Below are 23,601 nucleotides of genomic sequence, written 5' to 3' on the forward strand. Positions count from 1 at the left end.
CTGCCACACAGGCCGGGCACGATGAGAGGCCCCCTCACCCGCCGCGCTTGTGCGCGTCGACCTCTCCCCGCGCACGGGGAGAGGTGAAGGGGCTGGCGCCAGCCGCAACATCAGGACGCCTTCTTGATCTTGAAGCTGGCCAGATAATCGTCCGGCTTCTGCGGATCGAAGCTCTTGCCCATCACGGTGAAGGACTTGTACGCCGTGGTGGGCGGCGTCAGACCCATGTCCTTCATCACCTTGGCGGTGTCGGTGGCGAGGAAGACCTGCTCGGCAACAGCCTTGTAGTCGACGTCGCCCTTGATCTGGCCCCAGCGCTTCATCTGGGTCATGATCCACACCGCGAACGACTGCCACGGGAACGGATCGAAATCGACCCGCTTCGGATCGGTCTTCACCTCGCCGAGGCCGTCCGCATAGGTGCCGGTCAGCACCTGCTCGACCACCGTCACCGGCGCGTTGAGATAGTTGGCGGGCGCGATCGCCTCGGCGATCGACTTGCGGTTCTCCGCCTTCGACGCATAGGCGGTGGCGTCGACGATGGCGCGGGTCAGCGCCGCGAACGAATTCGGCGCAGTGGTGATGAACTCACGGCTGGCCGCGAAGCTGCAGCACGGATGCCCGTCCCAGATCTCCTTGGACAGGATGTGCATAAAGCCGACGCCGTCATAGATGGCGCGCTGGCAGATGTTGTCGGGCGCCAGGAAGCCGTCGATATTGTCGGCGCGCAGATTGGCGACCATCTCGGGCGGAGGCACCGAGCGGATCTGGACGTCCTGATCCGGATCGAGGCCGTGCTCCGCCAAGTAATAGCGCAGCAGATAGTTGTGCATCGAATAGTCGAACGGCACCGCGAGCTTCATGCCCTTCCACAGCTTCGGATCGCGCTTGTCCTTGTGCTTGGTCGCGAGCGTGATGCCCTGGCCGTTGATGTTCTCGATCGCCGGCACGGTGAACGGCACCGCATTGGCGCCGAGCCCGAGCGAGATCGCGATCGGCATCGGCGCCAGCATGTGGGCCGCGTCGTATTCCTTGTTCATCGTCTTGTCGCGGATCACCGCCCAGCCCGCCGTCTTGACGACTTCGACGTTGAGGCCGTGCTTGGCGTAGAAGCCCATCGGCGCGCCCATGATGATCGGCGTCGCGCAAGTAATCGGGATGAAGCCGACCTTGAGGTCCTTCTTCTCCAGCGGACCGCCTTGGGCGAACACTTCGGTCGCGGTCGCCAGCGGGAAGAACTGCGACAGCGCTGCCAGCGCGGAGCCGGCGCCGACCGCCTTCAGAAAGGCGCGGCGCGAGGCGTCCTGCGGAAACATCGCCCGCATCACCGCCGAGGCGACGACGCCCTCGAAGCGCTTGTCTTCGCTCTGCACCATCGGCTGCTGCGCCAGTGCCGCGGCGTCGGCGGCATGGTCGGCCTCGGTCGCATGTTTGCCACAACTGCACCCGCCGCCGAGGCGGCGATTGGGATCGAACGGATTGTCAAATGTGGACATGGGACTCTCCTGCGGTGATGCGGCCGGAGATCGGGCGATGCGCAGAGTCGCCGATCGTTCTGCCTAGCAAACGCAAAGAGCATGCCAGGGGCGACCCACCAGCTTTTCGAGCATTTGTCGCGATTTGCGGAGTTCGAGATTTCGTAATATACGAAATCTCGTAAATGGATTACGAAATATCGGAGTTCAAATGGAGGTCGAGCTCGTCGATACAGCGGATGCCTTTGGTGATCCGCAATTGCGCGCGACTGCGTTCGGAAGTCTGCCGGAAGCAGCCTTACTGCTCGATCCGGCGGCCGACCGGATTGTCGACGTCAATACAGCGGCTTGCACGCTGCTCGGCCACGACCGCCCCAGCTTGCTGGCGATGCGGATCAGCGCGCTGCACGAGGCGCAGCAATTTCCGACCCTGATCGTGTTCACCCAGGCGGTGTTCGATCGAGGCGCCTATTGGTCGCACGCGCTGACGCCGGTCCACGCCTCAAGGACAGCGCTGCGCGTGGAATATGCCGGCCGTCGCCTGGACCATCAGGGCCGCACCCTGGTGCTGCTGACGATGAGTGACCTCGAGCAGCGTCATCGTCGCCATGTGGACGCCGCCGCCGACGACTACATCCACGATGGCCTGCCGGCATGGCAGCGCGTCGAGCGGATGTTCCAGGATATCGAGCGCGAGAACCAGCTGATCCTGACCGCCGCCGGCGAGGGCATCTACGGCGTCAATGCCGAAGGCAAGGCCACCTTCGTGAACCCGGCCGCCGAGCGGATGCTCGGCTGGTCGGCGGAGGAATTGGTCGGCCGCTCGATCCACGCGGTGATGCACCACAGCCATCATGACGGCCGCCCCTATCCGGACCACGACTGCCCGATCTACGCGGCATTCCGCGACGGCGCGGTACACACCGTCGATGGCGAAGTGTTCTGGCGCAAGGACGGCAAACCGGTCTGGGTCGAGTACACCTCGACGCCGATCCGCGACGGGGCCGGCGACGTCGCGGGCGCGGTCGTCGTGTTTCGCGACGTCAGCCAGCGCCGCGAGGCCGACGAGAAGCTGCACGCCGCACTCGCCGAGGTCGACCGGTTGCGCGAACGGCTGCAGCTCGAGAATGATTACTTACAGGAAGAAATCCGGATTGAGACTAATCCGCGCGGCATCATCGGCCAGAGCGAAGCAATCCAAACCACGCTGCGCCAGGTCAAGTTGGTAGCACCCACCGCCGCCGCTGTGCTGATCACCGGCGAATCCGGCACCGGCAAGGAGCTGATCGCCCGCGCCATCCACGAGGCAAGTACGCGCAGCGGGAGGCCGCTGATCCGCGTCAATTGCGCGGCGATCCCGCGCGAACTGTTCGAGAGCGAGTTCTTCGGCCATACCCGCGGCGCCTTCACCGGCGCGCTGCGCGATCGCATCGGCCGCTTCGAGCTGGCAGATGGCGGCACGCTGTTTCTCGACGAGGTCGGCGAGATTCCGCTCGAGCTGCAGGGCAAGCTGCTGCGCGTGTTGCAGGAGGGGCATTTCGAACGCGTCGGCGACGAGCGGACGCGGCAGGTCGACGTTCGGCTGATCGCCGCCACCAATCGCGATCTCAAGCAGGAGGTGCAGCGCGGCCGGTTTCGCGAGGACTTGTACTTCCGGCTCAACGTGTTTCCGATCGAGTCGGTGCCGCTGCGCGAGCGCCGCGAGGACATTCCGCTGTTGGCGCAGCATTTCCTCGATGGCGAGCGGCGCGACCAGAAGCCCGGCCTGCGGCTGTCGCAGGGCGATGTCCGCCGCCTAATGCGCTACGACTGGCCCGGCAACGTCCGCGAACTGCAGAACGTGATCGAGCGCGCCACCATCCTGGCGCAGAACGGCCGGCTGCGGTTCGATCTTCCCGAACCCTCGGGCGCCCCCGCGACTTCGAACAGCAAGCAGAAGGTCGAGCCGCGGCCCGCAGTCATGACCGCCCCGGAACTCCGCGATCTCGAACGCGCCAACATTGTCGCAGCGCTACGCGCCTGTAACGGCAAGGTGTTCGGCCCGGACGGCGCCGCCGCGATGCTCGACATCAAGCCGACGACGCTGGCGTCGCGGATCAAGGCTCTCGCTATATCGACCCGGGCTCTGGATCAGCGCTGACTGCGACGGCGTCGATCATCCGATCGGCGGCCGCCGCGTGTGCCAATCGGTGATCGACTGATAGGCGTGGCCCGCGCGCGCCAGCACGTGTTCGGACAGATGCGGCCCAACCAGCTGGAAGCTCAGCGGCATCGCGTCGTCCGACATCCCCATCGGCATCGTAATCGTCGGGCTGCCGCTGAAGTCGAACACCGCGGTGAAGCGCAGGATGCTCAGCAAAATGTTGGGATCGGCGCCGTATTCGCTCATCTTGGTCAGGGTCGGGATCGGCACCGGCATGGTCGGCACCAGCAAAAGGTCGATATCCTCGAACAGCGCGGCCAGCGCCCCGGAGAATTTCAGCCGCTCATGATGGATTGCGGCGATCTCGACACCGGTCGTGGCGTGGCCCTGCTCGATCAGTTGCGCCAGATCCGGGCCGTACTCCTGCTTGCGCGCCTGATAGGTCGCCAGATGCGCCTCGGCGGTTTCGACCGAGCACATCGGGATCCATTGGCTCACCAGCTTCTCGTAAACCGGGAACTTCACCTCGCGGACGTGGGCGCCGAGCGACGCCAACGCCCGCTCCGCTTCGAGCAGCGCCTTGACCACTTGCGGATCGATACCGTCCTGCGTGTAGCTGCGGTCGACGCCGATGCGCAAGCCGCGCACGCCGCCGCCGATCTGCGCCAGATAGTTCGGCACCGGCGCCTGCAGCGCCGTCGGGTCGTTTAAGTCAGCGCCGGCGATGACGCCGAGCATCGCCGCCGCGTCGGCCGCGCTGCGGCACATCGGTCCGACATGGTCGAGCGAATCCGCCAGCGGAAACACGCCGTAGCGGCTGACGCGGCCCCAGGTCGGCTTGATGCCCGTGAGGCCGCACGTGGCGGAGGGAAAGCGGATCGAGCCGCCGGTGTCGCTGCCGATCGCGCCGTAGCACAGGCCAGCGGAGGTCGCGACGCCGGAGCCGCTTGACGACGAGCCGACCCAATGATCGGCGCTCCACGGATTGAGCGGCGCGGCGTCGTCCGGATGATGGCTGGTGTAGGCGCCCTCGGTCATCTTCAGCTTGCCGATCGAAATCGCGCCGCCGAGTTCGAGCCGGTCGACCACGGTTGCATTGTAGGACGGCACGAACTTGGCGTGGATCATCGTCCCGCCACCGGTCGGCGCAAACGTCGTGTAGCAGAGGTCCTTCAACCCTATCGGCACGCCGTGTAGCGGTCCGCGATTGATGCCCCTGGCGATCTCACCATCCGCCTGCTCGGCCTGCCGCAGCGCGCGTTCGCCGAGCACAGTCATGTAGGCGTTGAAGCGCTTGTCCAACTGCCCGATGCGATCGAGCGTCGCCTGCGTAACCTCGGACGGCTTCAGCTCCTTGCGGCGATAGAGATCGGAGAGCTCGGTGATCGATTTGTAGTGCAGATCCGCGGTCATTGATGACCCCTTGTTGTTGGGTGCGTTTCCTCGTGCGGCGCGGATCGATGCCGCGACGCCTTCTCATTGGATCGGCCTGCCGGCTGGGCGCCTGCCTCTCCATCCGTCATTGCGAGGAGGCGGAGCCGACGAAGCAATCCAGCGGCGCGCATGGGACCTCTGGATTGCTTCGCTTCGCTCGCAATGACGGGGGAGGCCTTCATTCAGTCGATAGCAGCAATGGGGTTGTTAGAACTGCACGCCCTTGGTCAGTGCGCCGTCCACGACCAGATTGGTGCCGGTGATAAAGCTCGCCGCCTTGCTGCCGAGGAACACCACCGCGTTGGCCATCTCCTGCGGGGTGCCCATGCGGCCGGTCGGGTTCAGCGCGAGCGCGGCGTTGTACAGCTCGGGGTTGCCGTCCTTGATCTGATTCCAGACGCCGCCCTCGAAATACGTATTGCCCGGCGACACCGAGTTGGCGCGAATGTTCTTGGCGGCGAGCTGATAGGCGAGGCCTTGGGTGTAGTGGATGATCGCGGCCTTGAAGGTGCCGTAGGGCCCGGCGGCGAAATCGACTTCGCGGCCCGAGACGCTGGAGATGGTGACGATCGCCCCGGCGCCGCTCTTTTCCAGATACGGCATCGCCGCATCGACCAGCCGCACCGTGCCCATCATGTCGGTGGCGAATTCCTTCTCCCAGCTCTCTTCGTCCTGCCCAATCGCCAGCGCGCTGACATTGGCGACGATCACGTCGATGCCGCCGAGCTTGGCGGCCATGTCGGCAACCCAGGCCTTCAGCGCCGGCCCGTTGGCGACATCGACCGCGCCGCCAAACGCCGCGACGCCCTTCGCCTTCAGCGCCGTGATCGTCGCGTCGACCTCGGCAACGTTGCGGGCGCAGATGCCGACGTCGGCGCCCTCAGCCGCGAACGTCTCGGCGACCGCACGGCCGATGCCTTTGGTGCCGCCGGTGACCAGCACCTTGGCGCCCTTCAAACCCAGATCCATCTCATGCTCCCCTGCTGTCGCGCGCGCCGCCGCACGCATTGATACTAAGCTTTGTGGCGCCCCTGCTGCTCACAGCAGCAGCTGCGCCCGCACCTTGTCTTCGTTGACCTCGTCGCCGACCAGCGAATGGGTGATCCGGCCCTTTTCCATGATGTAGCAGCGCTGCGCGATCGCCAGGATGGTGTCGAGATTCTGCTCGACGAACACGATGGTGGTGCCGAGCTCGTCCCTGAACGATTTCAGCGCCTCGCAGATATGTTGCACGATCGACGGCTGGATGCCCTCCGACGGCTCGTCGAGGATCATCAACGCCGGATTGCCGATCAGTGCCCGCCCGATCGCCAGCTGCTGCTGCTCGCCGCCCGACATCGTGCCGGCCGCCTGCTTGCGCCGCTCCTTCAGCCGCGGGAAATACTCGTAGACCAGCTCGGGCAGCTTCTTGCCCTTCGGTCCGCCGATCAGCTCGCCGACCTGCAGATTTTCCTCGACTGTCATTTGCGGAAACACGTCGCGGCCCTGCGGGATGTAGCCGAAACCGGCGCGCGCCCGCGCGTCCGCTTGCAGCGGCGTGACGTCGCGATCCATGAAGCTGATCGAACCGCGCCAGCTATCCAGCAGGCCGATGATGCAGCGCATCAGCGTCGATTTGCCGACGCCGTTGCGGCCGATCACGCCGACGATCTCGCCGCGATACACCGTCATGTCGACGCCCTGCAGGATCGGCGTGGCGCCGTAGCCGGCCCACAGGCCGCTGACGTCGAGGATGCGATCGGCCGGCGCGCGCTCAGTGGGCATGGGTTTTCCCAAGATAGATTTCGGCGACCTGCTCGTCGTTGAGAATCTCGTCGAGACTGCCGCGCGCGAAGATCTTGCCGAGGTGCAGCACGGTGACGCGCTGCGCGATCTGGCGGACGAACGCCATGTCGTGCTCGACCACCAGCACCGTCATGCCCTCGGCGTTGAACGACTTGATCAGTTCGCCGGTCTTGTAGGTTTCTTCCGGGGACATGCCGGCGGTCGGCTCGTCCAGCAACAACAGCTGCGGCCGCAGCGCAAGCGCCATGCCGATCTCCAGCCATTGCTGCTGGCCGTGCGACAACGCGCCCGCCATCTTTCCGGCGTCGGTGGCGAGACCGAGCAATTCAAGCAAGCGCTGCTCTTCGAGCGCGCGCTCGGCGCCGGTGACGCGGTCTTGCAGCGCGATCTGAATGTTCTGCTGCACCGGCAGTTCCTTGAACACGCTCGGCGCCTGCATCTTGATGCTCATGCCGCGCTGAACGCGCGCGAATGGCCGCTCGGCGGTGACGTCGACCGAATCGAACAGGATGCTGCCATTGGTCGGCGGAAACAACCCGACGATCAGCTTGAACAGCGTGCTCTTGCCTGCGCCGTTCGGGCCGATCAGGCAATGCACTTCGCCGGCCTTCACGGTGAGATCGACATCGGACACGGCGGTGAGGCCGCCGAACCGCTTGGTGACGCCTTTGACTTCGACGAGGGACATGATCAGGCCTCGTCCGTCTTGAGTTTGGACTGTGCTGGCAAATCTGTGACCGCGGTTCGTTTGCCGCGCCCGCTCAACCGATCCGCCACGAATTTGCCGATTCCGAGCACGAAGCCCTGCGGTGCCGCCATCACGGTGGCGAGCAGCAGCGCCCCCATCAGCACCAGCGCGGCCTGCTGGCTGTAAACTGTGATGGTCTGGAAGCCGAATAGCAGCAGGAAGGAGCCGACCAGCGTCGCCGTGAGATCGCTGCGCCCGGAGAACGCCACCCACACGATCGGCATCGCCGCCGCAGGCAGGCCGATGCTCGACGGCGTGATGAACTGCCCCCATGAGGTGTAGAGCGCGCCCGACAGCCCGGCGAGACCGCTGCCGAGCACGAAGGTCAACAACTGATATTTACGGACATCGTAGCCGAGCATTTCGGCGCGCTGCGGATTCTCGCGGGTAGCGACGATGACGTTGCCGATGCCGGAATTCACCAGCATGCGCAGCGCCAGATAGACGATCACGATCAGCGCCACCATCACGTAGTAAAGCGCCGAGCCTTCGATATAGAGGTCGCCGATCGCCAGCGGATCCATGCCCTTCATGCCGTTGAAGCCGTTGAGCCGCGCGTCGCCGATATGCCACTCCGGCCCGGCCGTCTGGCCGAGGAAGAATGCCAGCACCAGCGTCGCCGACAGCGTGACGATGCCGAAGAAGATGCCGTTGATGCCGCCCCAGATCATGAAATAACCGAGGATTCCGGCGGCGATCATCGCCACCACGACCGACAGCAGCAGCGCCGCGATCGTGGTGGTGCCGCCGCCCATGTTGATCGCCAGCACGCCGTACGCATAGCCGGCGATGCCGAAGAACAGCGTCTGGCCGAACGACAGCATGCCGCCATAGCCCCACATCAGGCACAGCCCGAGCGCCATGAAGATCCAGATCAGGAAGTAGGAGAAGTTGCCGACATCGTAGGAGTCGGCGAACAGCGGATAGATCAGCGCGCCGGCCAGGATGGCGATGAAGCAGCCCCAGAACATCGGACCGCGCCCCAGTGTCTGAGGACCTTCGAGCAGTCTGAACATCATCTCTCTCCGCTCAACGTCCACGCCGCGCCAGCACGCTGGATAATCCTTCCGGCAGCACCCGGATGATCAGGATGACCGCCACCAGCATGCCGATCTGGCCGATGATCTGGCCGTAGCTCGCATTCAGCGTCATCCGGATCGCCGCCAGCAGCAGCGCCGCCGGCGCGGTGCCGAGCAGCACGTTGGCGCCACCGATCACCACGGTGACGAAGCTTTCGACCACGAAGGTCGCGCCCATCGTCGGAATCAGCGTCATGGTCGGCGCATACAGCGCGCCGCACAGGCCCGCGAGCCCGGCGCCGATGCCGAAGCTGATCGCGTAGATGCGCCCGGTGCGCGCGCCGAGCGCCCGCGCCATCGCAGCGTTCTGCATCGTGGCCCGCGCGATCACGCCGAACCGGGTCTTCATGAATACGATATAGAGCCCCACCAGCACCGCGACAGCGGCGCCGAACAGCACCAAGCGATAAGTCGAGAACGTGTAGGCACCAATCGCGAAGCTGCCTTCGGGCGTGCCGATGCCGCGGATCGACGAGCCGACAATCAGCAGCATCGACTGGGTGACGATCAGGCTCAGCCCCCAGGTCGCGAGCAGCGAGTCCAGCGGACGCTTATAGAAGCGACGGACGACGAAATATTCGACGACCACGCCGATCAGCCCGGCGGTGATCGCGGCGGCGATCTGGGCGATCGGCAGCGGCACACCAAGATTGACGAGGCCGACCGTGACGTAGGCGCCGCACATGATGAACTCGCCATGCGCCATGTTGATCACGCCCATCATGCCGAACACGATGGCGAGGCCGGCGGCCGAGAGGATCAGAAAGGCGAAGACGTCGGCGAACTGATAGAAGACCGAGAATACTTCAGCCGACATCGAGGTCTCCTGGTTGCGAGGATCGGCGCCGCCGCAGAGCGGCGCCGATATCGTTGTGATCCGTCACGCGATCAGCCTCAAAGGTCTGGCAAGTTCGATGCCGCTGCGCGTGGCGGGAGCTATAGCCATCACACTCACGACTTCTTGGGCAGATGGCTCGGCGTGTACTGATCCTTGTCGTTCTTCTTGGTGAGATCGCAGCCGATCTCGCCGAGCCAATACGGCTGGATCGTGCCGTAGTCCTTCTCGACCTTGACCTCGTGCTTCGGGCCGACCGAGATCAGCCGCATGCGGTGCGAGGTGTGCTGGCTTTTTGGATCGATGCAGACTTTGCCTTCAGGCGCATCGATGCAGGCGTCGCCGGTGGCGATGACCTTGCGCAGATCTTCGAGCTTGGTCGACTTCGCCTTCTCCACCAGCGTTTTGTACATGTAAAGCGCGTTGTAAGCGTTGTAGCCCATGTCGTTGATGTACATCTCGTCCGGGAACTTGGCCTTCCAGCGCTTCTTGAACTCGTTGGCTTCCGGCGTATCGATTTCCTCGAACCAATTGGCGGTGGCGTGCATGTTGTTGAGCGCCGGCGGCTTGAAGCGCTTGTGCTCGAAGCCAAGCATCACCTTGATGGACGAGCCCATCGGCAGATTGAGATTGGCTGCTGCGGCCTGTTCGAAGAACGAATCCTGCGCGGCGCCGACATTGATGGTCAGCAACCAGTCCGGCTTGGCCTTCTGGATGTTCTGGATAGTCTGGGCGAATTGCGAGACGCCGAGCGGGATGAACTCCTCGCCAACGACTTCGCCGCCGAGATCCTTCATGATCTTGCGGTTCCACTCGGCCGAGATCTGGCCGAAATTGTAGTCGGCGGCGATGACGTAGACCTTCTTGCCGAACTTCTCGACCATCCAGGGGATCAGCGTCGAGAACTGCTGCTCGGGCACCGCGCCCATGCTGATCATGCTGGCGTCGCAGACGCCGCCTTCATACTGGTTGGTGTAGAAATACGGCGTGGTGGTGCGGTCGACGATCGGCCGCACGGCTTCGCGCGACGCCGAGGTGATGCCGCCGATCAGCACGTCGACCTTGTCGCGGTTGAGCAGGCGGCGCGCGAATTCCTGATAACGCGCGTTGTCGCCTTGCGGATCGAGATGGATCAGCTCGATCTGCCGGCCCATGATGCCGCCGCTCTTGTTGATCTCCTCGACCGCGAGCTGCGAGCCGTGCAGCTTTGGCATCCCCATGAAGGCGAGGTCGCCGGAGATGTCTTCGAGCAGGCCGACCTTGAGCGGCGGATCGGCCGCATGGGCGGCGAACGGCGCAGCGGCGCCGAGCGCGAGGCCGAGCAAGGCCGTGCGGAGCAGATATCTCTTGTGCATGTCTGATCGTCCCCTTGTCGGAAAGCCGGTGAGTTAGGTCTTCAGGTAGTTCTTCAGGATCGACGCGCCCATCGTGTATTTGGGGTCGACCATGTTGCCGAGGCGGATGCGGCCGGCCTGGCTGAGCAGCATGTAGGCGTCGATCTCGTCGAAGCCGTAGTCGGACGCCATCCAGCGCGTCAGCTCGCGATAGGCGATACGTGCCGCGTCTTCGAGCGGACGGGCGCTACCGATCGTCATGATGAAGTCCTTGGTCTCCAGCCGCGGCCAGGCGAAGCTCCAGTTTTTGATTAGATCGACCTGCAGCGTCACAGTCGCGCGCTGTTCGAGCGCGACGCCCGACAATTCGCCGTCACCTTGCGTGGCGTGGCAGTCGCCGACATAGAGCATGCCGCCGTCGGTATGCACCGGGAAGTAGATCACCGCGCCGGGCGCGACGTCGGGCAGATCCATGTTGCCGCCGTGATAGTCCGGCTGCAGCGACGAGATCGCCTCGATCTCCGGCGACACGCCGATGGTGCCGATGAACGGTTCGTAGGGCAGCGTGATCTTGTCGCTCCACTTCACGCCGCTACGGTCGACGTGGAGTTTCTTGACGCGCTCGGGTAGCGGCGGGTTGAGCAGCGCCGTCGCCGCCGTGCCGACCAGACCGCCGAACTCCGGCATGATGCAGGTGGTGCCGGCCGGCTGCTCGCCGCGGGTCTCGACGTCGCGGATGTAGATGGCGAGGCAATCCCCCTTCTTGGCGCCGTTCACGGCGATCGGGCCGCATTGCGGGTTGAGATAGGGGAAGTTCAGCTTCGCAGTCGGGCTGTGGGTTTCGCTGGTGATGACGCCGCCGAACGCGTCCTCAGTCTCGACCACGACGACCGAGCCTGGCTCGATCGACAGCGTCGGCTTCGCATAGGGCCCATAGACGTAATGAAACGGTCCCTGCTGCTCGATCGTCAAGCTGTGGGTCGCGCCGGTCGCGCCCTTGGCGACGCCGCGCGCCGCCATGATCGAACTCTTCAGCCACTCTTCGGATGACATGTGAACTCCTCGAATCTCAGAGAGACGGATGGCGCTTGTGCCAGTCGGTGGCGCGCTGGAAGGCGTCGCCGGCGGCGACAAGACGCCCCTCGTCAAAGTGACGGCCGACGAACTGGAACGCCACCGGACCTCCATTGGGCGCGAAGCCGCCGGGCAGCGTGATGGTCGGACTGCCGGTCATGTCGAATGGACAGGTGAAGCGCAGCAGGCCACCGATCAGCGAAGGGTCCTCGCCAAGCGACGCCATCTTGGCGAGCGTCGGCGCCGCATAGGCCTGCGCCGGCACCGCGATCAGATCGACCGTCTCGAACAGCGCCCGCAGCGCGCCGCGGAACGCTTCCCGCCGCAGCACGATCTTCTGATAGTCCGTGCCGGATTGCTGCAGGCCGAGATCGAGAAGGCCGGCGAGGCCGGGACCGTATTCGTCTTTGCGTGCCGGATAGGTCGCTTCGTGCGCCACCGCGGCCTCGATGCCGCACAGCGGGAACCAGTCATCGGTCACCGCCTGCGCGTCCGGGAAAGTGATGTCCTTTATGGTGGCGCCGAGATCCTTGGCCACGCGTAGCGCATCGTCGAGCACCTTGACGGCGGCTTCGTCGGTGCCCTGCGAGGTCCAGCGCCGATCGACGCCGATCACCACGCCCTTCAAATCACCGGAAAGATTGGCCGTGTAGTTCGGCACCGGCAGTGGCACCGCCGTGGTGTCGTGCGGATCGGCGCCGGCGATGACACCGAGCATGGCGCCGCAATCGACCGCGCTGCGCGCCATCGGGCCGATGTGATCGAGCGTGGCGGCGAGTTCGTAGGCGCCGTAGCGGCTGACACGCCCCCAGGTCGGCTTCAGCCCGGTGATGCCGTTCGCTGCCGATGGAAACCGGATGGAGCCGCCGGTGTCGGTGCCGAGCGAGCCGAAGCACAGCCCGGCCGCGGTCGCCGAGCCGGATCCACTCGACGATGCGCCCGACCACAGTTGCTTGTCCCAGGGATTCTTAGGCGGATCGATCTTGGGATGATGATCGGCGTAGGCGCCTTCGGTCTGCTGCAGCTTGCCGAGAATGATCGCGCCGGCGTCCTTGAGGCGAACCACCACGGTGGCGTCTTCGCCCGGCATGAAGTCGCGATGGATCGTCATGCCGTGCGCGGCCGGCATGCCCTTGACCCAGCACAGATCCTTCACGGCGATCGGCACGCCGTGCAGCGGCCCTTTCACCTTGCCGGCGGCGATTTCCTTCTCGGCCAGCGCAGCGTCGGCCAACGCTGATTCAGGCGAGACGAACGCATAGCTCTTCAACGCGCCGTCAAGCTTCTCGATGCGTTGCAGCATCACCTTGGTGACTTCGACCGGAGACAGCTTCCTCGCCTGAATGTCCTGGCCGATCTCGACGAGTCCGCGATAGTGAAGATCTGTCGTCCCCAATGCATTCACTCCCGATGTGCCGACATCGCGCGGCATTCGCCGGGCGTGCAGCAACGTTCCGGCGACGCGCCTGCGTCGCCAAATTGGTTTCGAGCGACAAACGAAAAAAGCCACCCGCTCCTCGAAACGAGGCGCGAATGGCTCGAATGCCGCGGCTATGGTCTGTCGCGCAGGTGCTTAGTCGAACGCTAGTTTCATGCTTGAATTCGGACGTCGTCGGCCAAATTCAAACTCAATTCGATTGTCACCTGACAACGAAAGTCTAGGTTGGGGAGGTTCGCGATGTCAACGCGTGAGCATGCACAAATCCTGCACGAGTGCTGCGCAGCAAATCAGCAGCGCCGCTCTTGATCAGTTCGTGCACTTGATGGTCTCATGCACGCCTTGCGCGAGTGACGATGCTTCATGTCGAAACCTTCGATTCCGGTCGGGATAATATCGTCGACGTCCGGTCCGTATCAGGCGATGGGCCGCGAAATCCTGAAATCGGCGCTGATGGCTGTCGACGAGGTCAATAGCAGTTCCGAATTCGATTTCAGCCTCCAAGCGCATGTTCGCGATCCAGGCGGCGTGCTCGGCGACTATCACACGGCCTGCGACGACCTGATCCGCAATGTCGGCGTCGATCACATCGTCGGCTGCTACACCTCCGCAGCGCGCAAGCAGGTGCTGCCGATCGTCGAACGCACCGAACGGCTGCTGTGGTATCCGGCTCGCTATGAAGGCTTCGAGTGCTCCGACAACGTGATGTATGTCGGCGCTTCGCCGAACCACAATGTCGTGCCGCTGGTGCGCTATGTGCTCGACAATCTGTCGCGGCAGCTGTTCTGCGTCGGCTCCAATTACATCTGGACGTGGGAAACCAATCGCGTCACCCGCGAATTGGTGACCGCCTCCGACGGCCGCATCGTCGCGGAGCGGCTGCTCGAACTCGGCGAGAGCCGCGTCGAGCACATCGTCGACGAGATCGTCCGCAAGCGGCCACCGATCGTGTTCAACACCCTGGTCGGCAGTTCGAGCTACGACTTCATCCGCGCCTTTCACGCGGCGACCAATGGCCTGAGCATTCCGATGCTGAGCTGCAGCCTGTGCGAGCCGGAGCTGAAGATCGTCGGCGCGGCGGGCGCCGGCTGCATCACCTCGTCGGCCTATTTCGAAAGTATCCGTCTGCCGGAAAATCGCGCCTTCGTGGCGCGGTGGAAGGCGCGCTACGGCGATGACAGCAGTCCCTCGGTCGACGGACAGTCGGCCTATGTGGCAGTGTTTCTGCTGGCGCGGGCGATCCAGCGCGCCGGCACAGCGAATGTCGCCGAGGTGCGACGTGCCGCTGCCGGGCATCGTTACGACTCGCCGCAAGGTCCGGTGTGGATCGACGGCGATAACAACCACTGCGTCCTTACGCCACGGCTGGCGGTGTCCAACGCCAGCGGGCAGTTCGATATCTTCTGGGAAGCGGACGCTCCCGTGAAGCCCGACCCTTATTTGTCGCAACTCGATGTCGCGGTCCGGCCGTCGAAGGACGGACGGGCTCCCCATGCGCCTCACCTGAGGATCGTCAAATGAGCAAGCCGTCGTCGTTTTCACTGCGCGGTCGCAAGGCCCTGCTCGCCATCAAGGACGAGCGCGACGCTTCGATCGTCCGGCGTCAGTTCGATCGCCTCGGCATCGAGATGGTCAGCTGGGCCCCAGGCGAAACGCCGGCTTGCGCTGCCGACATCGTGCTGATCGACGATGATCATCTGCCGATCGCCGGTGTGGAGAATTGCCCGCTTCCGGAAGGCTGCGCCGTCATCGTCCTGCTCGGCACCGAAACGCCGAGCCGGCTGAAGCTGGTGCTCGATCTCGACCCGGCGTCATTCCTGGTCAAGCCACTGCGATCCGCCGGCATCTATGCGGCCGTGGTGATGGCGTTCGAACGCGTCACGCGGACCAATGAATTGAAGCAACAGCTCAGCAAGATGGATGCGCGGATGCGGGCGCGGCGCGTGGTCCTTGCCGCCCTGGTGCAGATCATGCACGCGCAGGGCCTGCCCGAGCCGGCCGCCTTCGCGCTGCTGCGGCGGATGGCGATGGAGCAGCGCAAGACCATCGAGCAACTCGCCGCCGAACTCGTCGCGCAAGATCCGCTCGCCCGCGCCACCGGCTAGCTTCCTAATCGAGCACGATCCACGCCGGCGCATGATCGCTGGCGTTCTCGGCAGCGCGCACTTGGCGATCGACACCGGCGCGCTTCAGTCCCGGGGCCAGCGATGGGTCGAGCAGCAAATGATCGAGCCGCAGGCCCTTGTCCTGCTCGAAGCGGTTGCGCCAATAGGTCCAGAAAGTATAAGGCGCGTCGTCCGGATGCATCTCTCTGAGCGCGTCGGTCCAGCCCTGCTTCAGCAGCGCCGCGAACAACGCGCGCGGCTCAGGCTGCACCAGCGCGTCCTTGCTCCACGATTTGGTCGGATAGATATCGTGCGGCGTCGGCACCACATTGTAGTCGCCGGCCAGCACCACTGGCGCGCCGCTCTTCAACAACTTGGCGGAATTGCGGTTGAGCCGCTTCAGCCAGGCGAGCTTGGCGTCGAATTTCGGGCCCGGCTGCGGATTGCCGTTCGGCGCGTAGATCGACGCGATGATGATGCCGGACACGGCGGCTTCGATGTAGCGCGCCTCGTTGTCCTTCGGATCACCCGGCAGCCGCTTGCGCGTCACCACGATCTCAGCCTTGCGGGCCAGGATGGCGACGCCGTTCCAGCTCTTCTGCCCGACCCACGCGGCCGAGTAGCCGGCCTTGCGCAGCGCCTCTTCGGGAAAATCGGCCTGTGTCGATTTCAGCTCCTGCAAACAAACGACATCCGGCTTGGCCGAACGCAGCCACGCCAGCAGGTTCGGCAGGCGCTTGTTGACGTTGTTGATGTTGAAAGTCGCGATCTTCACGCCGGCCCTTTTTGACGGACGCGCCCGTGGCGCGCTCCATCAATGGCGACGATGCGGGCGGAGTTCCGCCAAGCCGGTCAGCCCGAGAACTGGCTGACGTATTTAATCGACTGGAAGTCCTGCAGCCCTTCGATGCCGCCTTCCGTGCCGACGCCGCTGTCCTTGAAGCCGCCAAACGGCGTCTCCGGCAACGAGGCCTGCCAATGATTGATGATCACGTTGCCGGCCGCGATGCCTTCAGCCATCGCGGCGGCGTTGCGCAGATCATTGGTCATCACATAGGAGGCGAGGCCGAACGGCAGCCGGTTGGCGAACGCGAGCGCTTCATCCCGCGTCCGGAACGGCGCCGTCACCGCCAGCGGACCGAACGGCTCGACATTCGAGGCCATGCAGTCCTGATCGACGCCTGTGAGCACGGTCGGCCGGAAGAAGAAGCCGCGCTCACCGCAGCGCAGGCCGCCGGCCGAGACCGCGATGCTGCGCGAGCGCGCATCGTCGACGAAGCGCTCCATCGCCTCGACCCGCCGCGCATTCGCCAACGGGCCCATCTTGGTGGCCGGATCGAACCCGTCGCCGACGACAAGCCCATTGGCCAGCTCCGACAGCTTTGCGGCGAAGCGATCGTAGATCGACTCGTGGATGAAGAAGCGCGTCGGGGAGGTGCAGACCTGCCCCGAATTGCGGAACTTCGCCGTCACCGCCGAGATCGCCGCGGTCTCCGGATCGACGTCGCCGAAGATCACCACCGGCGCGTGGCCGCCGAGTTCCAGCGTCATCCGCTTCATCGTCTGCACGGCGAGCGCGCCGAGCTGTTTGCCGATCGCGGTCGAGCCGGTGAAGGTGATGCCGCGGATGATCGGCGAGCCGACCAGCGCATCTGAAATCGTCGCCGGCTGCCCGAACACGACGTTGAGCACGCCGGCCGGCAGTCCCGCCTCCTGCAACAACTCGGCGATCGCCAGCGCGGTCGCAGGCGTTTCCTCCGAGGGTTTGATGATCACCGAGCAGCCGGCGGCGAGTGCGCTGCTGATCTTGCGGGCGGGCGTGATCGCCGGCGCATTCCACGGCGCGAACGCCGCGATCGGGCCGAGCGGCTCGCGCACCGCGATCTGCTGGATGGCGCGATTGCGCGGCGGGATTACGCGGCCGTAAGCGCGCCGGCCCTCCTCGGCATTCCAGGCGAAAATGCCGGCCGCGGTTTCCACTTCCACCCGTGCCTCGGCGATCGGCTTGCCGAGTTCGAGCGTGATCAGGCTGGCGATGTGGTCGCTGTGCTGCTGGATTAACGCGGCAGCCCGCTGCAGGATAAGGCCGCGATCGACCGCGGACATCTTGCGCCAGACCTCGTGGCCGCGCGCCGATGAAGCCAGCGCCTCGTCGAGATCGGCCGCGGTGGCGTGCGGCAGCTCGCCGAGCACCGCGCCGGTCGCAGGGTTGAGCACCGGTTCGGTGTTGCGCCCGGCGGCATCCAGCCATCGGCCGCCGATCAGTAGGCGCAGCGCAGGATAGTCGATCACGGCCGTCTCCTTTGCCCGCGGCCGCGCCGATCCGCGCCTGCCGGTTTTTCACGTCATTCGCGTTAAGCGATTACTTCGCCGCATTCACCAGCGGGCAGCCGCCGTCCTTGAGCGGGCGGAACGCTTTGTCGCCCGGAACCGTCGACAAGATCTTGTAATAATCCCACGGATACTTCGACTCCGACGGCTGCTTCACCTGCAGCAGATACATGTCGCGGATGACGCGGCCATCTTCGCGGATCGAGGCGTTGGTGGTGTAGAAGTCGTTGATCGGCATCTTCTTCATCTCCGCAACCACGACGGAGCCGGCGTCGCTCTTGGTGGCGTCGACCGCCTTCAGATAATGCGTCACCGCGCCGTACACCGCGGCCTGCAGGCTGCCCGGCGCCTTGCCGCCGAATCGCGCCATGAAGCGCTTGCTCCATTCGCGGGTCTTGTCATTGGCGTCCCAATAGAAGCTGTCGGCGAAGATCAGGCCCTTGGCGCTGGCAAGACCGAGCGCATGGATATCCGGCAGATTGACCAACAGCGCAGCGATGCTCTGGCCACCCGTGGTGATGCCGAACTCGTTGGCCTGCTTCAGCGCCGACATCATGTCGGCACCCGCATTTGCGAGTCCGATCACCTGCGCCTTGGAGGCCTGCGCCTGCAGCAGATAGGACGAGAAGTCCGACGAATTCAGCGGATGCTTCGACGAGCCCAGAACTGTGCCGCCATTGGCGACGATCACCTTGCTGGCCTCGGCCTCGAGCGCCTGGCCGAAGCTGTAGTCGGCCGTGAGGAAGTACCAGCTCTTGAGGCCCTTCTGCACCAGCGGCGCGGTGGCGACGTTAGCCAGCGCGTAGTTGTCGTAGGCCCAATGCACGCCGACCGGCGAGCACGCCTTGCCGGTGAGATCCGGCGTGCCGGGACCGGTCGCCAGGAAGGCCTTGTCCTTGTCGCGCGACAATTGCTGAACGGCGAGCGCCACGCCCGACGACACCACTTCGGTGATGGTGTCGACACCTTCGGTGTCGTACCACTTCCGCGCCAGCGCGAGGCCGATGTCGGCCTTGTTTTGATGGTCGGCAGAAATGACCTCCACCGGCATGCCGGCGGCCTTGCCGCCGAAATCCTCGACCGCCATCTTGGCGGCCAGCACCGAGCCGGCACCGACATTGTCGGCATAGGGGCCGGACATATCGGTGAGCACGCCGATCTTCACAGTGCCGTTGGAGATTTCAGCCGAGGCCGACGCAACCGACATCAGTACGGCGGCGGTCGCCAGACAGGTTTGCAGCTTCACGATTGGGTTCCTCCCTTGTGTTTTTTGAGCAGGCGCGAAAGCGCCCGCCGCTTACTTGATGGCCGCGAGCACCGGCAGCAGATGTCCGAGGAACGCCTCGGGATCTTCGCTCATCGGAAAATGGCCGAGGCCCTTCATGATCGAGACGCTGCTGCCCGGGATGCTGCGCGCGACCGCCAGTGTCTCCTCAGGCGTGCACGAGTAGTCGTATTCGCCGGACAGCAGGAACAGCGGGCACTTCTTGGTATCGATCTGCGCCACGCGGTCGCGGATGTCGCCGTCCTGCTTGTAGAAGTGCAGGTCGCCCTTGAACACGCCGGGGCCGCCCTGCATGTAGTGCCAGAGGGTTTCCCAGCGCTCCTTATCGGGCGCATCGGGGCCGACGAGGCCCGACACGATCGCGGCGCAGACTTCGCCGCCGTGCACGTCCGGCCGGTGCAGGAAGTTGAGGTCGTAATACGGATCGACATGCGCGCCGGCCTGCAGGCCGATGATGGCGCGGAAGCGCTCCGGATGCTCGAGCGCCAGATGCAGCACGATGCGACCACCGATCGAGCAGCCCATCACGATCGGACGATCAAGCTCCAGCGCCGTCATGATCTCGAGGATCATGCTGGTGTATTGCGCCGAGGTGAGTTGATACTCTTCGTTATGCCAGCCGGCGGGAGGCGACGATTTGCCGTGCCAGGGCATGTCGAAGGCGATGACGCGATGGTTCGCGGTGACCCGCGCATCGTTCATCAGGCCGCGATACTGTCGGCCGTCGGCGCCCGCCGTGTGTAGGCAGAGCAGCGGCGTGCCTGAGCCGGCCTCTTCCACATAGACGCGATGGGAACGGCCGAACAGATCGAGATTGAGATAGCGCCCGATGACGGGCTCGAACGAGACGGTCATGCCGAAGCTCCGGTCGCACGCAGTTTCGTCAGCGCTTCCTTGAAGTAGCGCAGGTTCGCCATGAAGATCTGCAGATTGCCTTCTGCCTTCAGGGTGCGCCGCTTGATCAGCGCCATTAGGTCATGCGAGCCCGGCCGCGGCTTGGCGGCCCAGAACTGCGCCCACTCCTCCTCTGAGGCACGCAGTGCGAACGACCAGGAGGGCATCACGAACGGCCCACGCGTGACGGAGACGATGCGGCCTTCGGCAATGGTCACCAGCCAGTCGGTCGGACCGACCGCGAGCAGCAGCGTGGTCGACAGAAAGCGGCCGCGCCTCACCAGCATCTCGTCGGCATTGACCCTGGATGTCAGATCTTCGATCATGTGTCCTCCTCGTCCACGAGCGCTACCAGCGCATCCACCGCGACGACGCCGCTCCCCGCCTCGTTGATGATCAGGGGGTTGATCTCGGCGTCGCGCACATGAACCTTGTCATCGACCGCCAGCCGCGACAACGCAACGATCGCCCGCGCCAGCGCCTCGAGATCACCGTGCGGCTTGTTACGAAAGCCGCGGAAGACGCGGGTGATCGCCAGTTCGTCGATCATCTCGCGTGCGCCGTCGAGATCCACGGGCGCGAGGCGGATGCTGCGGTCGCGATAGATCTCGGTGAAGATGCCGCCGGCCGCGAGCAGCACGATCGGACCGGCCTCCGGATCGACCCGGTAGCCGAGCAGCATCTCGCCGAGCCCCGCCGTCATCGGCTGCACCAGCACCTGAGCCAGCGGGGCGCCGGGCTGATGCGCCGCGACATTCGCGGCGATCCTGGTGGCGGCCTGCTTGACGCCGGCCTCGTCGCCGACATTAAGAACGACGCCGCCGACCTCGGTCTTGTGCGCGATCTCCGCCGACAGCAGCTTGACGGCGACCGGATAGGCGAACGGCAGGTCAACGGATTGCGCGCCAACGTCGACCGCGACAGCCGGCGCATGTGCGATGCCGAGGCGATCGAGCAGTTGATAGGCCTGCAGCTCATCGAGCTGACGCGTCGCGGCTCCGGCCCCGCGCCGTAACGGCAGTTCGCGCCGCGGCTGCTGGCGCAGCAGCGCCGCGCTGATCGCGTCGGCGCAGCTCTCCGGCGTACGGAAGTTAGGCACGCCAGCCTGGGTGAGCATCGCCAGCGCGTCAGGCGCTTCCGGCACCACGAAGGCGACCAGCGGCTTGGCCGAGCCGGCGCTGTCGATCACCGGCTTGACGGCGAGCTCCGGTTGAAACCGCGCGGATGAGCCCGTAACGGCGACCACGACATCGAATTCGGGCGCGGCCAGCATGGTCTGCAGCGCCGCCTTCATCACCTCGTGGCGCGTGCCGGCCAGCGTCAGGTCGATGATGCGCTCGTGATGAGCCGTGACGCCGGCTTCGCCGAGACGATCGAATGTGTCGTTACTGGGCTTGACGACCTCGATGTCGCGGATGCCGAGTTCATCGACCACCATGGCGGCGCCGCCGCCGGTCGTGGTGACGACGCCGACGCGCTTGCTACGTTGACCGGCCGCGCGCGCCGGCAGCTTGTGCAGCAGCGGCAGCGTCTCGATCAGCGTCTCGAAATTGTTCACGCGGGCAATGCCGCAATCGGCCAGAAACGCCGCCGCAACATCATCCTCTCCGGCCAGCGCACCGGTGTGGGACAGCGCCAGTTCGGCGGCTGCCGCAGACCGTCCGAGCTTATAGGCGACCACCGGCTTGCCGCGCCTGGCCGCGGCGAGCGCAAAGTCGCGCAGATCCTGCGCGCGCCGGATGCTCTCGAGGAACAGCATGTAGCCGGTGACGTTCGGATCATCCAGCGTGGCGGCGCAGATCTCGCCGAGGCTGAGATCGATCTCGTTGCCGACCGACACCAGTCCGGCGAAGCCGACATTGCGCGCTTTGCCGCGCGAGATCAGCCCGCCGAGCAGGCTGCCGCTGTGCGAAGCGACAAAGATGCCGCCGCGCGGCAAATCGCTCTCGGCGAACGCCGCGTTGGCGGTGATGATGGTGCGGCTGTGCAGGTTGATGGCGCCGAGGCTGGACGGGCCGAGAATGCGCAGCCCACTCGCGGCGCAGATCACCTTCAGCCGCTCGACCCGCGCGAGCCCTGCTTCGCCGCCCTCCGAGAAATTCGACGCCAGAATGGTCGCAACCGGAATACCGAGCCGCGCGCAGGCTTCGGCGGCGGCGATGGCGTCCTCGGTCGGCGTCAGGATGAACGCGTGATCCGGCACCGCAGGCAACGCATCGAGCGACGGCCATGCCGTTTCGCCCAGCACCGTGGCGCGCCGCGGATTGATCGGATAGATCGTGCCTGCATAGCCGGCGCGCCGCAGATACTGCAGCGGCCGCGCCGAGGTCTTGGACAGATCATCGGACGCGCCGACCAGCGCGATGCTGCGCGGCGCCAGCAGCGCCCGCGCCCAACGGCCTGATGTCGGCGCGTTACTCTGCGGCACGGGCCACAGCTCCGCGCTGATCGAAGCGGCGCTCGAACACGTCTTCGGCGATCCGGTTCTTGAGGATTTCGGTCGAGCCGCCGGCGATCATCCAGCCGCGGGTGCGGCGCATGCAGTACTCGGCGAGCGCCTCCTGGCTGTAGCCGAGCCCGCCCATAATCTGCACCGCCTCGTTCGCCACCTCGAAGCCGGCCTGATTGCAGGCGAGTTTGGCGATCGCAGTCTGATAGGGCGAGGGCAGCCCCTCGGTGATGCTTGCGGCCCGATACAGCAGCAGCTGTGCAGACTCCAGCTTCAGCGCCATGTCGGCGAATTTCCACTGCAGGCCCTGGAATTCGCACAGCGGACGGCCGAACTGCTTGCGGATCAGCGCATGTTCGCGTGCCAAGTTGAAGGCGTGTCGTCCCAGTGCGAGCGACCGCGCCGAGTTGCCGAGCCGCTCGACGTTGAAGCCTGAAATCTGTTTCTTGAAGCCGCCGAGCCCGAGCAGAACATTCGCGGCCGGGATCCGGCAGTCCTCGAAGTACAGCTGGCTCCACTGCTCGCCGCTCATGAAGGCGGTCGGCTTGCCGACGGTGAAGCCCGGCGTGTCGCGCTCGATCAGCACCGAGCCGATGCCGCCGACGCCCGGACCGAACCGGACGTAGACCAGATACACCGCCGCATCCGGGCTGTGCGTCCCGAACACCTTGCTGCCGTTGATCAGGTAACCGTCGCCGTCGGCGGTCGCGGTGGTCTTGAGCTCCGTCGCAGCGGAGCCGGCGTCGGGCTCGCTCATGCCGAGGCTGATGCAGCTTCGCCCGGCCAGCAGGTCGGGCAGGAAGCGCGCCTTCTGCTCCGGCGTGGCGTATTCCACGAAGGTGCGGATCGGGCCGAAATTGCCGGCCTGGACAATGTCGGCGCTGCGCGGACACACCGCCGCGACCTGCTCGATCGCGATCACCGCGTCCATCAGCGTGCCGCCCTGGCCGCCATCCTCCGGATCGAACGGGATGCCGAGCAGCCCCTGCTCGGCGAGCAGCTTGGCGGTTTCGAACGGGAAGTGCGGGTCGTGGGCACGCGCCAGCGCACCATCCTTCAGATGCGCTTCGGCAAAGCGCCGCACCGAGGTGGCGAAAGCTTGTTGTTCTTCTGTGAGTTCGAAATCCATAGGTCCGCCGCAGATCGAGATGGCCTTCTGTTTCCCAGCGCAGCCCAAGGCGAGCAACTGTGC

General features: G+C 65.1%; 20 protein-coding genes. 3 read left to right on the forward strand and 17 right to left on the reverse strand.

Annotated features, from left to right (window positions below; genetic code table 11):
* Positions 1-110 precede the first annotated feature (110 nt).
* Positions 111-1,496, reverse strand: coding sequence for a CmpA/NrtA family ABC transporter substrate-binding protein (locus IP86_RS16765; RefSeq protein WP_054163680.1), 1,386 nt, complete (start codon positions 1,494-1,496; stop codon positions 111-113).
* A gap of 190 nt (positions 1,497-1,686) precedes the next feature.
* Here IP86_RS16765 and IP86_RS16770 point away from each other — a divergent pair, with 190 nt between their 5' ends.
* Positions 1,687-3,615: a sigma 54-interacting transcriptional regulator gene (locus tag IP86_RS16770; RefSeq protein WP_054163681.1), complete on the forward strand. Its 1,929-nt coding sequence runs from the start codon at positions 1,687-1,689 to the stop codon at positions 3,613-3,615.
* 15 nt (positions 3,616-3,630) lie between these two features.
* On the opposite strand, the gene IP86_RS16775 is transcribed toward IP86_RS16770, so the two are convergent.
* The 9 genes from IP86_RS16775 to IP86_RS16815 form a co-directional block, all read right to left on the reverse strand.
* Positions 3,631-5,031 (reverse strand): amidase, encoded by a 1,401-nt coding sequence (locus IP86_RS16775; protein ID WP_054163682.1) that lies wholly within the window; start codon positions 5,029-5,031, stop codon positions 3,631-3,633.
* A 228-nt stretch (positions 5,032-5,259) separates the two neighbouring features.
* Positions 5,260-6,021 carry an SDR family NAD(P)-dependent oxidoreductase gene (locus tag IP86_RS16780; protein WP_054163683.1) on the reverse strand — a complete coding sequence of 254 codons (762 nt, stop codon included), beginning with the start codon at positions 6,019-6,021 and terminating at the stop codon, positions 5,260-5,262.
* 69 nt (positions 6,022-6,090) lie between these two features.
* A complete protein-coding gene (locus IP86_RS16785; protein ID WP_082364061.1) occupies positions 6,091-6,816 on the reverse strand; it encodes an ABC transporter ATP-binding protein in 726 nt (241 codons plus the stop codon).
* The gene (locus tag IP86_RS16790; RefSeq protein WP_054163684.1) at positions 6,806-7,525 is read right to left on the reverse strand and encodes an ABC transporter ATP-binding protein; all 720 of its coding nucleotides are present in this window, start codon (positions 7,523-7,525) and stop codon (positions 6,806-6,808) included. Before IP86_RS16790 ends, IP86_RS16785 begins: the two co-directional genes overlap by 11 nt.
* A gap of 2 nt (positions 7,526-7,527) precedes the next feature.
* A complete protein-coding gene (locus IP86_RS16795) occupies positions 7,528-8,601 on the reverse strand; it encodes a branched-chain amino acid ABC transporter permease (protein WP_054163709.1) in 1,074 nt (357 codons plus the stop codon).
* 13 nt (positions 8,602-8,614) lie between these two features.
* Positions 8,615-9,481, reverse strand: a complete 867-nt coding sequence (locus IP86_RS16800) for an ABC transporter permease subunit (RefSeq protein WP_054163685.1) — start codon at positions 9,479-9,481, stop codon at positions 8,615-8,617.
* A gap of 134 nt (positions 9,482-9,615) precedes the next feature.
* Positions 9,616-10,854 carry an urea ABC transporter substrate-binding protein gene (locus IP86_RS16805; protein WP_054163686.1) on the reverse strand — a complete coding sequence of 413 codons (1,239 nt, stop codon included), beginning with the start codon at positions 10,852-10,854 and terminating at the stop codon, positions 9,616-9,618.
* A 33-nt stretch (positions 10,855-10,887) separates the two neighbouring features.
* Positions 10,888-11,886 (reverse strand): acetamidase/formamidase family protein, encoded by a 999-nt coding sequence (locus IP86_RS16810; RefSeq protein WP_054163687.1) that lies wholly within the window; start codon positions 11,884-11,886, stop codon positions 10,888-10,890.
* 16 nt (positions 11,887-11,902) lie between these two features.
* Positions 11,903-13,303, reverse strand: coding sequence for an amidase (locus IP86_RS16815; protein ID WP_156332536.1), 1,401 nt, complete (start codon positions 13,301-13,303; stop codon positions 11,903-11,905).
* Between the two features lie 405 nt (positions 13,304-13,708).
* Here IP86_RS16815 and IP86_RS16820 point away from each other — a divergent pair, with 405 nt between their 5' ends.
* Positions 13,709-14,866 carry a transporter substrate-binding domain-containing protein gene (locus IP86_RS16820; RefSeq protein WP_054163689.1) on the forward strand — a complete coding sequence of 386 codons (1,158 nt, stop codon included), beginning with the start codon at positions 13,709-13,711 and terminating at the stop codon, positions 14,864-14,866.
* On the forward strand, positions 14,863-15,450 hold the full coding sequence (locus IP86_RS16825) for an ANTAR domain-containing response regulator (RefSeq protein ID WP_054163690.1): 588 nt from the start codon (positions 14,863-14,865) through the stop codon (positions 15,448-15,450). Before IP86_RS16820 ends, IP86_RS16825 begins: the two co-directional genes overlap by 4 nt.
* Positions 15,451-15,454: 4 nt before the next feature.
* On the opposite strand, the gene IP86_RS16830 is transcribed toward IP86_RS16825, so the two are convergent.
* The 7 genes from IP86_RS16830 to IP86_RS16860 form a co-directional block, all read right to left on the reverse strand.
* Complete coding sequence (locus IP86_RS16830; protein WP_054163691.1) at positions 15,455-16,225, reverse strand: exodeoxyribonuclease III; 771 nt, start codon at positions 16,223-16,225, stop codon at positions 15,455-15,457.
* Between the two features lie 77 nt (positions 16,226-16,302).
* Complete coding sequence (locus tag IP86_RS16835) at positions 16,303-17,742, reverse strand: NAD-dependent succinate-semialdehyde dehydrogenase (RefSeq protein ID WP_156332537.1); 1,440 nt, start codon at positions 17,740-17,742, stop codon at positions 16,303-16,305.
* A gap of 70 nt (positions 17,743-17,812) precedes the next feature.
* A complete protein-coding gene (locus IP86_RS16840; protein ID WP_502694004.1) occupies positions 17,813-19,021 on the reverse strand; it encodes an ABC transporter substrate-binding protein in 1,209 nt (402 codons plus the stop codon).
* Positions 19,022-19,078: 57 nt separating this feature from the next.
* Entirely contained in the window at positions 19,079-19,921 is an 843-nt protein-coding gene (locus IP86_RS16845) for an alpha/beta fold hydrolase (protein ID WP_054163692.1), read from the reverse strand.
* Positions 19,918-20,286 carry a hypothetical protein gene (locus IP86_RS16850; protein ID WP_054163693.1) on the reverse strand — a complete coding sequence of 123 codons (369 nt, stop codon included), beginning with the start codon at positions 20,284-20,286 and terminating at the stop codon, positions 19,918-19,920. Before IP86_RS16850 ends, IP86_RS16845 begins: the two co-directional genes overlap by 4 nt.
* Positions 20,283-22,388, reverse strand: a complete 2,106-nt coding sequence (locus IP86_RS16855) for an acetate--CoA ligase family protein (protein ID WP_054163694.1) — start codon at positions 22,386-22,388, stop codon at positions 20,283-20,285. The genes IP86_RS16850 and IP86_RS16855 overlap by 4 nt, the downstream gene beginning before the upstream one ends.
* Positions 22,375-23,538: an acyl-CoA dehydrogenase family protein gene (locus tag IP86_RS16860; RefSeq protein ID WP_054163695.1), complete on the reverse strand. Its 1,164-nt coding sequence runs from the start codon at positions 23,536-23,538 to the stop codon at positions 22,375-22,377. The genes IP86_RS16855 and IP86_RS16860 overlap by 14 nt, the downstream gene beginning before the upstream one ends.
* Positions 23,539-23,601 lie beyond the last annotated feature (63 nt).

Source organism: Rhodopseudomonas sp. AAP120 (assembly GCF_001295845.1).
GTDB lineage: Bacteria > Pseudomonadota > Alphaproteobacteria > Rhizobiales > Xanthobacteraceae > Rhodopseudomonas.

Coding starts and splice junctions, on each gene's coding strand:
- IP86_RS16765 (WP_054163680.1), bottom strand. CDS start 1,496: ATGTCCACATTTGACAATCCGTTCGATCCCAATCGCCGCCTCGGCGGC.
- IP86_RS16770 (WP_054163681.1), top strand. CDS start 1,687: ATGGAGGTCGAGCTCGTCGATACAGCGGATGCCTTTGGTGATCCGCAA.
- IP86_RS16775 (WP_054163682.1), bottom strand. CDS start 5,031: ATGACCGCGGATCTGCACTACAAATCGATCACCGAGCTCTCCGATCTC.
- IP86_RS16780 (WP_054163683.1), bottom strand. CDS start 6,021: ATGGATCTGGGTTTGAAGGGCGCCAAGGTGCTGGTCACCGGCGGCACC.
- IP86_RS16785 (WP_082364061.1), bottom strand. CDS start 6,816: ATGCCCACTGAGCGCGCGCCGGCCGATCGCATCCTCGACGTCAGCGGC.
- IP86_RS16790 (WP_054163684.1), bottom strand. CDS start 7,525: ATGTCCCTCGTCGAAGTCAAAGGCGTCACCAAGCGGTTCGGCGGCCTC.
- IP86_RS16795 (WP_054163709.1), bottom strand. CDS start 8,601: ATGTTCAGACTGCTCGAAGGTCCTCAGACACTGGGGCGCGGTCCGATG.
- IP86_RS16800 (WP_054163685.1), bottom strand. CDS start 9,481: ATGTCGGCTGAAGTATTCTCGGTCTTCTATCAGTTCGCCGACGTCTTC.
- IP86_RS16805 (WP_054163686.1), bottom strand. CDS start 10,854: ATGCACAAGAGATATCTGCTCCGCACGGCCTTGCTCGGCCTCGCGCTC.
- IP86_RS16810 (WP_054163687.1), bottom strand. CDS start 11,886: ATGTCATCCGAAGAGTGGCTGAAGAGTTCGATCATGGCGGCGCGCGGC.
- IP86_RS16820 (WP_054163689.1), top strand. CDS start 13,709: ATGTCGAAACCTTCGATTCCGGTCGGGATAATATCGTCGACGTCCGGT.
- IP86_RS16825 (WP_054163690.1), top strand. CDS start 14,863: ATGAGCAAGCCGTCGTCGTTTTCACTGCGCGGTCGCAAGGCCCTGCTC.
- IP86_RS16845 (WP_054163692.1), bottom strand. CDS start 19,921: ATGACCGTCTCGTTCGAGCCCGTCATCGGGCGCTATCTCAATCTCGAT.
- IP86_RS16850 (WP_054163693.1), bottom strand. CDS start 20,286: ATGATCGAAGATCTGACATCCAGGGTCAATGCCGACGAGATGCTGGTG.
- IP86_RS16860 (WP_054163695.1), bottom strand. CDS start 23,538: ATGGATTTCGAACTCACAGAAGAACAACAAGCTTTCGCCACCTCGGTG.